Genomic DNA, 13,505 nt, shown 5'->3' with positions numbered 1-13,505 from the left:
GTGAATTGCCGGTCGGCGCTCAGCCGAGCGCATCCTCAAGGAAAGCGGCAAGCTGTGCAAGATGCTTCGACATCAGGCCCGTTGCAGGCGATGCTGCGGCCGGACGGCCCGCATAGCGCACGCGCTGATGCTTGGCGTCGATATGAGCGAGCACCCATTCCAGATACGGGTCGATGAACGACCATGCACCCATGTTCTTCGGCTCTTCCTGGCACCAGACCATTTCCGCCTGACGGAACCGCGACAGCTCGTTGATGAGCGCCTTGGCCGGGAACGGATAGAGCTGTTCCACGCGCAGCAGGTAGACGTCGTCGATGCCGCGCTTTTCGCGCTCTTCGTAAAGGTCGTAATAGACCTTGCCCGAGCAGAGAACGACGCGACGGATCTTTGCATCCTTCTGGAGCTTGATGCCTTCGTCCTTGTTGTACTGCGCATCGTCCCACAGCAGGCGGTGGAACGAGGATTCGCCCGACATTTCGGCCAGCGTCGAAACGGCGCGCTTGTGGCGCAGCAGCGACTTCGGCGTCATCATGATGAGCGGCTTGCGGAAGTCGCGCTTCATCTGGCGGCGCAGGATGTGGAAGTAGTTGGCCGGCGTCGTGACGTTCGCCACCTGCATGTTGTCTTCGGCGCAGAGCTGGAGATAGCGTTCCAGACGAGCGGAAGAGTGTTCCGGACCCTGGCCTTCATAGCCGTGCGGCAGGAGGCAGACGAGGCCGGACATGCGCAGCCACTTGCGTTCGCCCGACGAGATGAACTGGTCGAACACGACCTGTGCACCATTGGCGAAGTCGCCGAACTGGGCTTCCCACAGGACCAGAGCGCGCGGATCGGACAGCGAATAACCGTATTCGTAGCCGAGCACCGCTTCTTCGGAGAGCATCGAATTGATGGCCTCGTAGATCGCCTGACCCTTCTGGATATTGTTGAGCGGGATGTAGCGGTTCTGGGTTTCCTGATCGTAGAGAACCGTATGGCGCTGCGAGAAGGTGCCGCGCTCGACGTCCTGACCCGACAGGCGGATCGGGCTGCCTTCGGCAACCAGCGAACCGAACGCCAGCGATTCCGCCGTCGCCCAGTCGATCCCCTCGCCCGTTTCCATCATCTTGGCGCGGTTGTCGAGGAAGCGCTGGATCGTGCGGTGGACGTGGAAGTCCTTCGGCACTTCAACCAGCTTCTTGCCGATTTCCTTGAGCGTCTTCATCGGCACGGCGGTCTTGCCGCGGCGCTGTTCGTCGGCGTTGTCGGCAGTACGCAGACCAGCCCATGCGCCGTCCAGCCAGTCGGCCTTGTTCGGCTTGTAGCTCTGTCCGGCTTCGAATTCGGCTTCCAGATTTTCGCGCCACTGCGCTTTCATCTGGTCGATTTCTTCCTGCTTGATCAGGCCTTCGGCGATCAGCTTTTCGCTGTAGAGCTGAACCGTGGTCTTGTGCCCGCGGATCGCCTTGTACATCAGCGGCTGGGTGAAGGACGGCTCGTCGCCTTCGTTGTGACCGAAGCGGCGATAGCAGAACATGTCGATGACCACCGGCTTGTGGAAGGTCATGCGGAATTCGGTCGCAACCTTGGCTGCAAACACCACGGCTTCCGGATCGTCGCCATTGACGTGGAAGATCGGCGCTTCGATCATCTTCGCCACATCCGACGGATAAGGCGACGAACGCGAGAAGGCCGGATTGGTGGTGAAACCGATCTGGTTGTTGATGATGAAATGGACCGTACCGGCAACGCGGTGGCCCTTCAGGCCCGAAAGGCCGAGGCACTCGGCCACGACGCCCTGACCGGCAAAGGCGGCATCACCGTGCAGCAGCAGCGGCAGAACCTTGGCGCGAGTTGCAAGCGGAACCATGTCGTCGCGGGTGCGACCGGCCAGCAGGTCCTGCTTGGCGCGGGCCTTGCCCATGACGACCGGGTTGACGATTTCAAGGTGCGACGGGTTGGCGGTCAGCGACAGGTGAACCTTGTTGCCGTCGAACTCACGGTCCGACGAAGCGCCCAGATGGTACTTCACGTCGCCCGAACCTTCCACGTCGTCCGGCGCGTAGGAGCCGCCCTTGAACTCGTGGAAGATGGCGCGATGCGGCTTGCCCATGACCTGGCTGAGCACGTTCAGACGGCCACGGTGGGCCATGCCGAAGATGATTTCCTTGACGCCCATGGCGCCGCCGCGCTTGACGATCTGTTCCAGCGCGGGGATCAGCGATTCACCGCCATCGAGGCCGAAACGCTTGGTGCCCTTGTACTTGACGTCGATGAACTGCTCGAAGCCTTCCGCTTCGATAAGCTTCGACAGGATGGCCTTCTTGCCTTCCGGCGTGAAAGCAACCTTTTTGTCCGGGCCTTCGATGCGTTCCTGAATCCAGGCCTTTTCAGCCGGATCGGAGATATGCATGAATTCGACGCCGATCGTGCCGCAATAGGTGCGCTTCAGGATGTCGAGCATTTCCGGCACGGTCGCATATTCGAGGCCGAGCACGTTGTCGATAAAGATCTTGCGGTTGTAGTCGGCAGGCGTGAAACCGTAGTTTTCCGGTTCCAGCTCGTTGTAATCGTTCGGCTTTTCGGAGAGACCGAGCGGATCGAGATTGGCGTGCAGATGGCCGCGCATGCGATAGGCGCGGATCATCATGATGGCGCGAACGCTGTCGCGTGCAGCCTGCGTGATCTCTTCGCTGGTCAGCGCTGCGCCGGTCGCGCCCTTCGCTTCGCCCTTTGCCGCCTTGCCCTTCAGCTTGTCGGTGACGTGCTTCTCGACTTCGGCCCAGTTGCCATCGAGCGCGGAAATCAGTTCGCCATTGGCTGCAATCGGCCAGTTCTTCCTGGTCCAGGACGCGCCTTCAGCGTTCTTTTTCACATCGTCGGCATTATCGCCCAGCTTCGCGAAGAAATCGCGCCACTGCGGATCGACCGAATTCGGATCGTCCTCATATTTGGCGTACAGCTCCTCGATATAGTCGGCATTGCCGCCATAGAGGAATGAGGTAAGGGCGAAAACGTCGTTGGCTTGTTCTTGCCTTGCCATAGCCTATCCGGAGCAGCGCTCCGTCTCCTTGTCAGTGGCTCATCTTGCGCGGGCCGGAAGTTTGAAACTTCATCCCTCACGCCGCCGGGGAGGAACCGCTACAGACCCCGGCATGACTAAACTCTACGCGTCGGAACGGATATCCGTCCCTCTAACCGGATCACATGACCCGCTCTTATGCCAAACCCGGCAGCGGCTTTCGCCGCAGCCGGGATATTCAGATCGTTACGCGATCTCAGCCCTTGAGGACTTCGACCAGCGTCTTGCCGAGCTGCGCCGGCGACGGCGACACGCGAATGCCAGCCGATTCCATGGCGGCAATCTTGTCTTCCGCGCCGCCCTTGCCGCCGGAGATCACGGCGCCAGCATGGCCCATGGTGCGTCCGGCAGGAGCCGTACGGCCAGCGATGAAGCCGACCATCGGCTTCTTGCGGCCGCGCTTGGCTTCGTCCTTGAGGAACTGCGCCGCATCTTCTTCAGCCGAACCGCCGATTTCACCGATCATGACGATCGACTTGGTTTCGTCGTCGGCCAGGAACATTTCCAGCACGTCGATGAACTCGGTGCCCTTGACCGGATCGCCGCCGATACCGACAGCGGTCGTCTGGCCGAGGCCTTCGTTGGAGGTCTGGAACACTGCTTCATAGGTAAGCGTTCCGGAGCGGGAAACAACGCCCACCGAACCCTTCTTGAAGATATTGCCCGGCATGATGCCGATCTTGCATTCTTCTGGGGTCAGGATGCCCGGGCAGTTCGGTCCGAGCAGGCGCGACTTCGAGCGTTCCAGACGCTCCTTGACGCGAACCATGTCCATGACCGGAATGCCTTCGGTGATGCAGACGATGAACGGGATTTCAGCTTCGATGGCTTCGATGATCGCGTCTGCTGCGCCTGCTGGCGGAACATAGATCACGGATGCGTCGGCACCGGTGCGTTCCTTGGCTTCGGCAACGGTTGCGAAGATCGGCAGCTTTTCGCCCTTGGCGCCTTCCCAGGTTTCGCCACCCTTCTTCGGATGGATGCCACCGACCATCTGCGTGCCGTAATAGGCAAGCGCCTGTTCGGTGTGGAAGGTGCCGGTCTTGCCGGTCAGGCCCTGCACGAGAACCTTGGTGTCCTTGTTGACGAGAATGGACATGCCTTAATTCCCCTTCACTGCAGCGACGATCTTCTGCGCCGCATCGTCGAGATCGTCGGCCGAAATGACGTTCAGGCCGCTCTCGTTGATGATCTTCTTGCCGAGTTCGACATTGGTGCCTTCGAGACGGACAACCAGCGGAACCTTGAGGCCGACTTCCTTGACCGCGGCGATCACGCCTTCAGCGATGACGTCGCACTTCATGATGCCGCCAAAGATGTTGACCAGAATGCCCTGGACAGCCGGATCGGCGGTGATGATCTTGAACGCCGCCGTCACCTTCTCCTTGGAAGCGCCACCGCCAACGTCGAGGAAGTTGGCAGGTTCTGCGCCGTAGAGCTTGATGATGTCCATCGTTGCCATGGCAAGGCCTGCGCCGTTGACCATGCAGCCGATATTGCCATCGAGCGCGACATAGGCGAGGTCGTACTTGGAAGCTTCGATTTCTTTTTCGTCTTCTTCCGACAGATCGCGCAGTTCCTGAATGTCGGGATGACGGAACAGGGCGTTGCCGTCGAACGACACCTTGGCGTCGAGAACGCGCACGCGGCCATCGGTCATGACGATCAGCGGATTGATTTCCAGAAGGCTCATGTCCTTCTCGGTGAAGGCCTTGTAGAGGATCGGGAACAGCTTGACGCCGTCTTCGCGAGCCTGACCTTCAAGCTTCAGCGCATCGGCGAGCTTGTTGGCGTCCTCATCCGTCACGCCCTTGGCAGGGTCGATGGCGACGGTGACGATCTTTTCAGGGGTTTCCTCGGCAACGGCTTCGATGTCCATGCCGCCTTCGGTCGAAACGACGAAAGCCGGACGACCAACGGTGCGGTCGATCAGGATCGAGAGATAAAGCTCGCGATCAATGTCGGCGCCGTCTTCGATGTAGAGACGGTTGACCTGCTTGCCGGCAGGGCCGGTCTGCTTGGTGACGAGCGTGTTGCCGAGCATTTCCTTCGCATTGGCAACCACTTCCTCGACAGACTTGGCGAGGCGCACGCCGCCCTTTGCATCGGCTGGCAGTTCCTTGAACTTGCCCTTGCCGCGTCCGCCAGCATGGATCTGGCTCTTGACGACATAAAGCGGTCCGGGAAGCGTCTTTGCCCATTCTTCCGCCTGTTCGACGGAATAGACAGCCACACCATTGGCGATCGGCGCGCCGTAGGTGTGAAGCAGGCGCTTGGCCTGGTATTCGTGAATATTCATCTGGTTGTCCTCTGCGGATTCCCGGTCCGTTGCATATTGGGATTGAACGGAACCGGTACGGATTGACAGCCGGAAAAGGCCGGAGCCGCAGGCAAGCGGCAATCCGGCCTTGTCTGGAATTTACTTCAGCGACGGAGCGATGGCGATGCAGGCTTCGCAAAGACCGGCGACGGAAGCCACCGACTTGTCGAACTGCGCCTTCTCGTCCTTGTCGAGATCGATTTCGATGATGCGCTCGACGCCATTGGCGCCGATCACGGTCGGCACGCCGACATACATGTCCTTGACGCCATACTGGCCGGAAAGCTGGGCAGCGACCGGCAGGACGCGCTTCTTGTCCTTGAGGTAGGATTCAGCCATCTGGATGGCCGACGAGGCCGGAGCGTAGAAAGCCGAACCGGTCTTGAGCAGGCCGACGATTTCCGCGCCGCCGTCACGGGTGCGCTGGATGATCTTGTCGAGCTTGTCCTGGCTGGTCCAGCCCATCTTGACGAGGTCTGGCAGCGGGATGCCGGCAACGGTCGAGTAACGGGCGAGCGGAACCATGCTGTCGCCGTGGCCGCCCAGCACGAATGCCGTGACGTCTTCAACCGAGACGTTGAATTCTTCCGAGAGGAAATAACGGAAGCGGGCGCTGTCGAGAACGCCGGCCATGCCGACAACCTTGTGCGCCGGAAGACCGGAGAACTTCTGCAGCGCCCAGACCATGGCGTCGAGCGGGTTGGTGATGCAGATGACGAAAGCTTCAGGGGCATATTTCTTGATGCCCGCGCCAACCTGCTCCATCACCTTGAGGTTGATGCCCAGAAGGTCGTCGCGGCTCATGCCCGGCTTGCGCGGCACGCCTGCGGTCACGATGACAACGTCTGCGCCTTCGATTGCAGCGTAGTCGTTGGCGCCGGTGTACTTCGCATCAAAACCGTCAACGGGCGAAGATTCGGCAATGTCCAGTCCCTTACCCTGCGGGATGCCTTCCGCAATGTCGAAAAGGACGACGTCGCCGAGTTCCTTCAGACCGGCCAGATGAGCGAGCGTGCCGCCGATCATGCCGGAGCCGATGAGGGCAATCTTGTTGCGTGCCATGATTGTTTCTTTCCTCACTTTTGATCCAGAAACGCATCAAGCCATCCGGAATCCTCCCCGGAAACGCTCAAGCGTTGGAACTGCGAGATAGGACTCTTTGGCGATAAACTCAACTCATTATTTTGCGACCAATGTTTTCAATCGGTTAGATTTATTGGTTCTTACGTAAACGTAAGATAATTTGTCAATATCAAGGCAAAAACACCCTTCCCGCCGTCGCAGACCATCCCCGACGAAGCGGCGAGGGAGCGACCGGCAAGCTGCCAATTCCAACAGCGTCGCACACCCGTCCGAAACCGGTTCCGGATTCCAGACAGGCGCCGTATCGGAAGTGCCGCGCAAACGCGCCCCGCCTCCGCATGAATTGCGTGAGCAACATAGCCCACCCGGCTTATAAGTCCAGTCTGTGGCAGTCTGATGATGGGCCGCCTGACGAGGAGGGACGCGGAAGGCCTCAACCGGCCTTGCCGGGGGGCTCGGCCAGATATTCCGCGCTCTGCATCTCGAAGAGGCGGGAAGCGGTTCGGTCGAACTCGAAGGCCTCCGTGCCCTTGCTGGCAAGATAGAGCTTTTCCGGCTGCGCTTCGGCGGAAATGAACACCCGCGCATGATGATCGTAAAGCACGTCTATCAGCAGGATGAAGCGCTTCGCCTCGTTGCGGCGCGCATAGTCCAGCACCGGCACATCCTCGATGAACAGCGTCGGATAATGCTTGACGATGGCGATATAGTCCGAGGCGCCGAGCGGCTTCGTGCAGAGCGCATCGAAAGTGAAGCGCGCCGCGCCATGCACGGAACGGGCGATCTCGATGTCGCGCCCCTTGATGCGGATGACGTCCGGCTTTTCGTGCGCGCCATTCTTTTGCGCCGCCCAGGCCGCATCCATGCGCCTGGTGGTCTCAGCACCGAGCGGCGACAGATAGACCGGCTGGCGGTCCAGCTTTTCAAGGCGGTAATCGGTGCGGGAATCCAGATTGATCACATCGACATGGCTCTTGAGAATATCGATGAAGGGCAGGAAGAGCTGCCGGTTCAGGCCGTCGCGGTAAAGATTGTCCGGCGCGACGTTGGATGTCGCCACCAGCACCACGCCACGGGCGAAGAGCGCGCTGAACAGGCGCGACAGGATCATCGCATCGGCGATGTCGGTCACGGTGAATTCATCGAAGCAAAGCACCCAGGCCTGTTGGCTGAGCGCGTCCGCCACCGGCGGTATCGGATCGTCCTGCTTGGTCTCGCCGCGCTTCAGCGCCTGGCGGTGCGCATAGATGCGCTCATGCACATCGGCCATGAAATCGTTGAAATGCGCGCGGCGCTTGCGTTCGACCGGCAGAAGCGAAAAGAACATGTCCATCAGCATGGTCTTGCCGCGCCCAACCTCGCCGTGCACGTAAAGCCCCTTGATGACGCTCGTCGCCTCCTTGCGCTTGCCGAACAGCCAGCCGAGCGCGCTCGACTTGCGTGACAGGCGCCGAGTGCAGATTTCCTCGATCAGCCGGTCGTAACGGACGGTAAGTTCGAGTTGAGCGGGATCGGCGTCCACATCGCCTGCCGCGACCATCGCATCGTAATGTTCGCGGACGGAGGGGAAGGCTTTCAGATTACCGTCGAAAGACATGATTGCTTCCGTTCAACCTTTCAATTGCAAAAACGGCGGACCATCTTGCGATGATCCGCCTGTCTCCAGAGCGCATCCCGAAACTTGCGAAGCGGTTTTCGGGCAAGATGCGCGGCAAAACAAACAATTGGGCGCCGACCTGGTTCAATCAGATCGAAATGCGCTCCAAACGAAAGAATGTCTTAGCGCGAGAGCGATACGGCCTGACCGCCCGAGGTCTGTCCGTCGAAGCGGCTCGCCCCCGAGGAATAGAGCGAGGCGACGGTGCCGCCATTCACATCATAGAGAACGAGCTGCTTGCCGTTGACGGCCCAGGAAGCGAGATTGCCGAGTTCACCGGGGCAGCGCAGCGGACCGGCGCGGAAGCCCTGGCCATATTTGGTCTGCGGCGTCGCGATCTTGCAGCTCTGGCCGCCAAGCGATGCGTTCCACACACCGGCGACGGAGCCGGGCGTCAGATCGGGCGCGGAAGCCGGCGGCAGGCTTGCAACCTGCGTGCCGGGCTGCGCGTTCGGGTTCGTGGTCGGAGCCGTCGGGAACTGCGAAGCATTGGGAGAAGAAAGATTGCCCTTCTGCACCGTGCCAGCCGGAGCGGCGGCTACGGGTGGTGGCGGCGGCGGTGGCGAAACCGTATCGAGATTGCCGAACCGGGAGCTCTGGCACCCGGCCAGGACAATGCCAGCCGCCGCGAGGCTGAGCAGACTTGCTTTCGAAATTCCCATCTGGTTCTCCATTTCCGCATTTCTCATCAGGGGTGGGGATGCCCCGGGCTTCCTACCGAAGCCCTGCAATGTGACAATATTGGACCGATAAAATGGCTATATGGTTAAAAAAGCAACACCGAATACTGTCATTTTTCCCCTCCAAACCCTTCAAGATCGCTTGAAACCGCATGATAATCCTGAAACTGGGACAGGAAGGCCACAGTTTCTCCGATATTGGGGGCTGTTCTGCAGAAACCTCCGGGCCGCAACTTTTCCCAATCTCATCCGGGTACTGGCAATTTGCGGGCTTTTCCGCCATATAGACCCTAATTGTCCCATAGGCTTCATGAGCATAAGCCGCAGGAAAACGGAACCACGATAGTTATGGCCACCAGGGCAGCCTTCGCCAAGATGAACGGGCTCGGCAATCAGATCATCGTTGCCGACATGCGCGGCCGCGCGGACCGGATCACGCCTGAAGCCGCGATCCGTCTTGCAAGCGACAGCGAGACCGCCTTCGATCAGATCATGGCGATCCATGATCCACGTACAGCGGGAACCGACAACTATATCGCGATCATCAATTGCGACGGCACACAAGCCCAGGCATGCGGCAATGGCACGCGCTGCGTGGTGCAGGCGCTGGCCGCCGAAACCGGCAGGCAGGCCTTTACCTTCGAGACCCGCGCCGGAATTCTGACCGCAACAGAACACGAAGATGGCCTGATTTCGGTGGACATGGGCAAGCCGCGCTTCGATTGGCAGGACATTCCGCTTGCCGAAGAGTTTCGCGATACGCGCATGATCGAACTGCAGGTCGGCCCCATCGACGCGCCGGTGCTGCACTCGCCGTCGGTTGCATCCATGGGCAATCCGCACGCCATATTCTGGGTCGACCGCGATGTCTGGTCCTATGAGCTGGAAAAGTTCGGACCGCTTCTGGAACATCATCCGATCTTCCCGGAACGCGCCAATATCTCCATTGCCGAGGTCACGTCGCCCGAGACGATGAACCTGCGCACATGGGAGCGTGGCGCGGGCCTCACCCGCGCCTGCGGTTCCGCCGCCTGCGCCGCAGCCGTCTCCGCAGCGCGCACGCGCCGCACGGGGCGAACTGTCACCGTCAATGTTCCGGGCGGTCCTCTCCTGATCGAATGGCGTGACGACGATCACGTCATCATGACCGGGCCGGCCGAATGGGAGTTTTCCGGCACTTTCGATCCGGCAACCGGTGAATGGAGCTGCGACGCCCAGTCTCACAAGCCATCTGACAGGGGTGCAGCCTGATGTCGGTGGAAGTCGTCACATTCGGATGCCGCCTCAACACCTATGAATCGGAGGTGATGAAGCGCGAAGCCGACGCCGCCGGACTGGGCGAGTTGAAGGACGGGGCGATCATCTTCAATACCTGCGCCGTGACGGCGGAAGCCGTGCGTCAGGCGCGTCAGGCGATCCGCAAGGCACGCCGTGAAAACCCGGAAGCGCGCATCATCGTCACCGGCTGCGCTGCGCAGACCGAAGCGGACAATTTCGCCGCCATGGATGAAGTGGACCTCATTCTCGGCAATGAGGAAAAGCTCAAATCCAACTCCTACCGGATGCTGCCGGATTTCGGCGTCAACCAGTTCGAGAAAGTACGCGTCAACGACATCATGGAAGTGCGCGAAACCGCAAGCCATATGGTCGATGCCATCGAGGGCCGCGCGCGCGCCTTCGTGCAGGTGCAGAACGGCTGCGACCATCGCTGCACCTTCTGCATTATTCCCTATGGCCGCGGCAATTCCCGCTCGGTTCCGATGGGTGCGGTGGTGGACCAGGTCAGGCGTCTCGTCGGCAATGGCTATGCCGAAGTGGTGCTGACCGGCGTGGACATGACCTCCTACGGTCCCGATCTTCCCGGCAATCTGCGCCTCGGCAAATTGGTGAAGACTGTTCTCAATCAGGTGCCGGATTTGCAGCGCCTGCGTCTTTCCTCCATCGATTCCATCGAGGCGGATGACGATCTGATGGATGCGATTGCCAATGAAAAGCGGCTGATGCCGCATCTGCACCTGTCGCTGCAGGCGGGCGACGACATGATCCTGAAGCGCATGAAGCGCCGCCACTTGCGCGACGATTCGATCCGCTTTTGCGAAACAGTGCGCGGGCTTCGTCCCGATATCGTCTTCGGCGCTGACATCATCGCCGGTTTCCCGACCGAAACCGAGGAGATGTTCCAGAACTCGCTGAAAATCGTCGAGGAATGCGGCCTCTCCCACCTGCACGTCTTCCCCTACAGCGCGCGCGAAGGCACGCCTGCCGCCCGCATGCCGCAGGTGCGGCGCGAAATCGTCAAGGAACGCGCGGCACGCCTGCGCGCGGAAGGCGACCGTGCCTATGAAAAGCATCTCGGCGCGCTGAATGGCACCATGCAGCGCCTTCTGGTCGAGAAGGAAGGCATTGCGCGCACCGAAGGCTTTACGCTGGCATCGGTTGACGGCGGCGCACCGGGCGAAATCATCGAACGTATCGTGACAGGCCATGACGGTGAAAAACTCCTCACCCGTCAGGCAGAGCCGCAAGCGGCTTGAAGCTTAAGGGCATCAGAATTCATGGCAATGGGTTTCATCAAGAAAATGTTCTCCTTCGGCAAGAAGGAGGTCGAGGAAAAACCGGTCGAACAACCGGCCCCCGATGCCGTGGAAGCGGCTTTGGAAACAGAACTTCCTGAAACCGCCGCAGCGTCTGAAGAAACGCAAGACACCGCCGTCGAAGTGGTCATTTCCGAACCGGAAATGCCGGTGATCGCCCGCGAGCCAGAGCCGATGGAAGAGCCTGCCTCTGAAACGGTTGAGGAGGAAAAGGCGAAAGCGGAACATCCGGTCGCCGAGATCGAAATCCCGATCGAACAGCCTCCGGTGATGGAACCCATCGCGGTCGAGGCACCTGCGCCAGAACCGGTTGTTGAGCCTGTTGTTGAGCCTGGGCCGGAACCGGTCTCCGAACCCGAGCAGCCCGAAGTCGCAAAAGCTCCTGATGCCCCTGTAGTTAAGGAAGAAGCAGCCGAACCCGCAGCTCAGCCGGAGGCGGCGAAGCCCAAGAAGGTAAAGGTCGCCAAGGCCGTCGAGGAACACAAGGAAGAAGCGCCGGTTGAGGCGGCGCCTGAACCCAAGCTGTCCTGGTTCGAGCGGCTGCGTCGCGGCCTGCTCCGTTCATCGAATTCACTCAGCGAATCCATCGGCGGCATTTTCACCAAGCGCAAGCTCGATGGCGATACGCTGCAGGATCTCGAAGACGTGCTGATCCAGGCCGATCTCGGGCTTGAAACCGCCATGCGCGTCACCGACGCGCTTGCCTCGGGGCGCTACGGCAAGGACGTGACGGGCGAGGAAGTGCGCACCATCATGGGCGCGGAAATCGAAAAGGTTCTGGGCCCGGTGGCAAAGCCGCTGGAACTTGACCTGTCGCACAAGCCGCATGTGATCCTCGTCGTCGGCGTCAACGGCACCGGCAAGACGACGACCATCGGCAAGCTTGCGGCAAAGCTCACCGCTGGCGGCCTCAAGGTCATGCTCGCGGCAGGCGATACGTTCCGCGCAGCCGCGATCGAGCAACTGCATATATGGGGCGAGCGTACCGGCTCGCCGGTCGTCTCCTCCAAGCTCGGCGCCGACGCGGCGGGGCTTGCCTATGATGCATGGGAAAAGGCCAAGGAAGCGGGCAGCGATGTGCTGATCATCGATACGGCGGGACGCTTGCAGAACAAGGCCGAACTGATGGACGAGCTTGCCAAGATCGTGCGCGTTCTGGGCAAGCATGACCCGGAAGCGCCGCATACGGTGTTGCAGACGCTCGACGCCACCACCGGCCAGAACGCGCTTAATCAGGTCGAGATTTTCAAGAATATCGCGGGCGTCAACGGCCTCGTCATGACCAAGCTTGACGGAACCGCGCGCGGCGGCATTCTGGTAGCCATTTCGGCCAAGCATAAACTGCCGATCTATTTCATCGGCGTCGGCGAAGGCGTCGACGATCTGGAACCCTTTGCGGCCAAGGATTTTGCCCGCGCCATCGCAGGAGTTGCCTGATGGAGCATCCCGTTTTCGAGCGCGACCCGTCGCAGAAAAGTGAAGTCGAGCGCCGCGAAGTCCCGCCGCTCCTGAAGCTGGCGCTGGAACTGGGGCCGCTTCTGGTCTTCTTCTTCGCCAATGCGCGCGGTGAAATGCTCATCGAGCGCTTTCCGGTGCTGGCGTCCATCGGCGCGCCTATCTTTCTGGCGACAGCCCTCTTCATGGCGGCAACCGTGATCGCGCTTGCCATTTCGTGGTCGATGACGCGCACGCTGCCCATCATGCCGCTCGTCTCCGGCATTGTCGTGCTGGTGTTCGGCGCGTTGACGCTCTGGCTGCACAACGACACCTTCATCAAGATGAAGCCCACCATCGTCAACACGCTGTTCGGCGCGATCCTGCTGGGCGGGCTTTTCTTCGGCAAATCCCTGCTCGGCTATGTCTTCGATTCGGCCTTCCGTCTCGATGCCGAGGGCTGGAGAAAACTGACGCTGCGCTGGGGCCTGTTCTTCATCTTCCTCGCCGTGGTCAACGAACTTGTCTGGCGGAATTTTTCGACCGATGCCTGGGTATCGTTCAAGGTCTGGGGCATTATGCCCATCACCGTTGTCTTCACGCTTTTACAAATGCCGCTTATCCAGAAGCATTCACTGACGGAAGACAACAAGACCGCGTCGTAACGGGAGGACGG

10 protein-coding genes are annotated in these 13,505 nt (G+C 60.4%); 4 read left to right on the top strand and 6 right to left on the bottom strand.

All coding sequences use genetic code 11. From position 1 onward, the window contains the following. Positions 1–19: 19 nt before the first annotated feature. The 6 genes from JNC63_RS14475 to JNC63_RS14450 all read right to left on the bottom strand — a co-directional run bounded on the left by JNC63_RS14475 (position 20) and on the right by JNC63_RS14450 (position 8,783). A complete protein-coding gene (locus tag JNC63_RS14475) occupies positions 20–3,022 on the bottom strand; it encodes a 2-oxoglutarate dehydrogenase E1 component (RefSeq protein ID WP_006467989.1) in 3,003 nt (1,000 codons plus the stop codon). 235 nt (positions 3,023–3,257) lie between these two features. After that, a complete protein-coding gene (gene sucD, locus JNC63_RS14470; RefSeq protein WP_006467990.1) occupies positions 3,258–4,160 on the bottom strand; it encodes a succinate--CoA ligase subunit alpha in 903 nt (300 codons plus the stop codon). A gap of 3 nt (positions 4,161–4,163) precedes the next feature. Next, positions 4,164–5,360 carry an ADP-forming succinate--CoA ligase subunit beta gene (gene sucC / locus JNC63_RS14465; protein ID WP_006470964.1) on the bottom strand — a complete coding sequence of 399 codons (1,197 nt, stop codon included), beginning with the start codon at positions 5,358–5,360 and terminating at the stop codon, positions 4,164–4,166. A gap of 120 nt (positions 5,361–5,480) precedes the next feature. Further along, positions 5,481–6,443, bottom strand: a complete 963-nt coding sequence (gene mdh, locus JNC63_RS14460; protein ID WP_006470965.1) for a malate dehydrogenase — start codon at positions 6,441–6,443, stop codon at positions 5,481–5,483. A gap of 454 nt (positions 6,444–6,897) precedes the next feature. Next, a complete protein-coding gene (zapE, locus tag JNC63_RS14455; RefSeq protein ID WP_063619770.1) occupies positions 6,898–8,061 on the bottom strand; it encodes a cell division protein ZapE in 1,164 nt (387 codons plus the stop codon). Positions 8,062–8,243: 182 nt separating this feature from the next. Then, positions 8,244–8,783 carry a protease inhibitor Inh/omp19 family protein gene (locus tag JNC63_RS14450; protein WP_063619771.1) on the bottom strand — a complete coding sequence of 180 codons (540 nt, stop codon included), beginning with the start codon at positions 8,781–8,783 and terminating at the stop codon, positions 8,244–8,246. Between the two features lie 366 nt (positions 8,784–9,149). Here JNC63_RS14450 and dapF point away from each other — a divergent pair, with 366 nt between their 5' ends. Genes dapF through JNC63_RS14430 form a run of 4 tightly spaced genes read left to right on the top strand, consistent with a single transcriptional unit; the run spans position 9,150 to position 13,494 of the window. After that, positions 9,150–10,052: a diaminopimelate epimerase gene (gene dapF / locus JNC63_RS14445; protein ID WP_063619772.1), complete on the top strand. Its 903-nt coding sequence runs from the start codon at positions 9,150–9,152 to the stop codon at positions 10,050–10,052. Then, complete coding sequence (mtaB, locus tag JNC63_RS14440) at positions 10,052–11,335, top strand: tRNA (N(6)-L-threonylcarbamoyladenosine(37)-C(2))-methylthiotransferase MtaB (protein WP_063619773.1); 1,284 nt, start codon at positions 10,052–10,054, stop codon at positions 11,333–11,335. Before dapF ends, mtaB begins: the two co-directional genes overlap by 1 nt. A 21-nt stretch (positions 11,336–11,356) precedes the next feature. Beyond that, complete coding sequence (ftsY, locus tag JNC63_RS14435) at positions 11,357–12,832, top strand: signal recognition particle-docking protein FtsY (protein WP_063619774.1); 1,476 nt, start codon at positions 11,357–11,359, stop codon at positions 12,830–12,832. After that, positions 12,832–13,494: a septation protein A gene (locus tag JNC63_RS14430; protein WP_006470971.1), complete on the top strand. Its 663-nt coding sequence runs from the start codon at positions 12,832–12,834 to the stop codon at positions 13,492–13,494. Before ftsY ends, JNC63_RS14430 begins: the two co-directional genes overlap by 1 nt. Positions 13,495–13,505: the final 11 nt, after the last annotated feature.

The organism is Brucella ciceri (assembly GCF_041930145.1).
Classification (GTDB): domain Bacteria; phylum Pseudomonadota; class Alphaproteobacteria; order Rhizobiales; family Rhizobiaceae; genus Brucella; species Brucella intermedia.
Note: the sequence above shows the minus strand (reverse complement) of the source record. Positions and strands in the feature narration are given on the sequence as shown.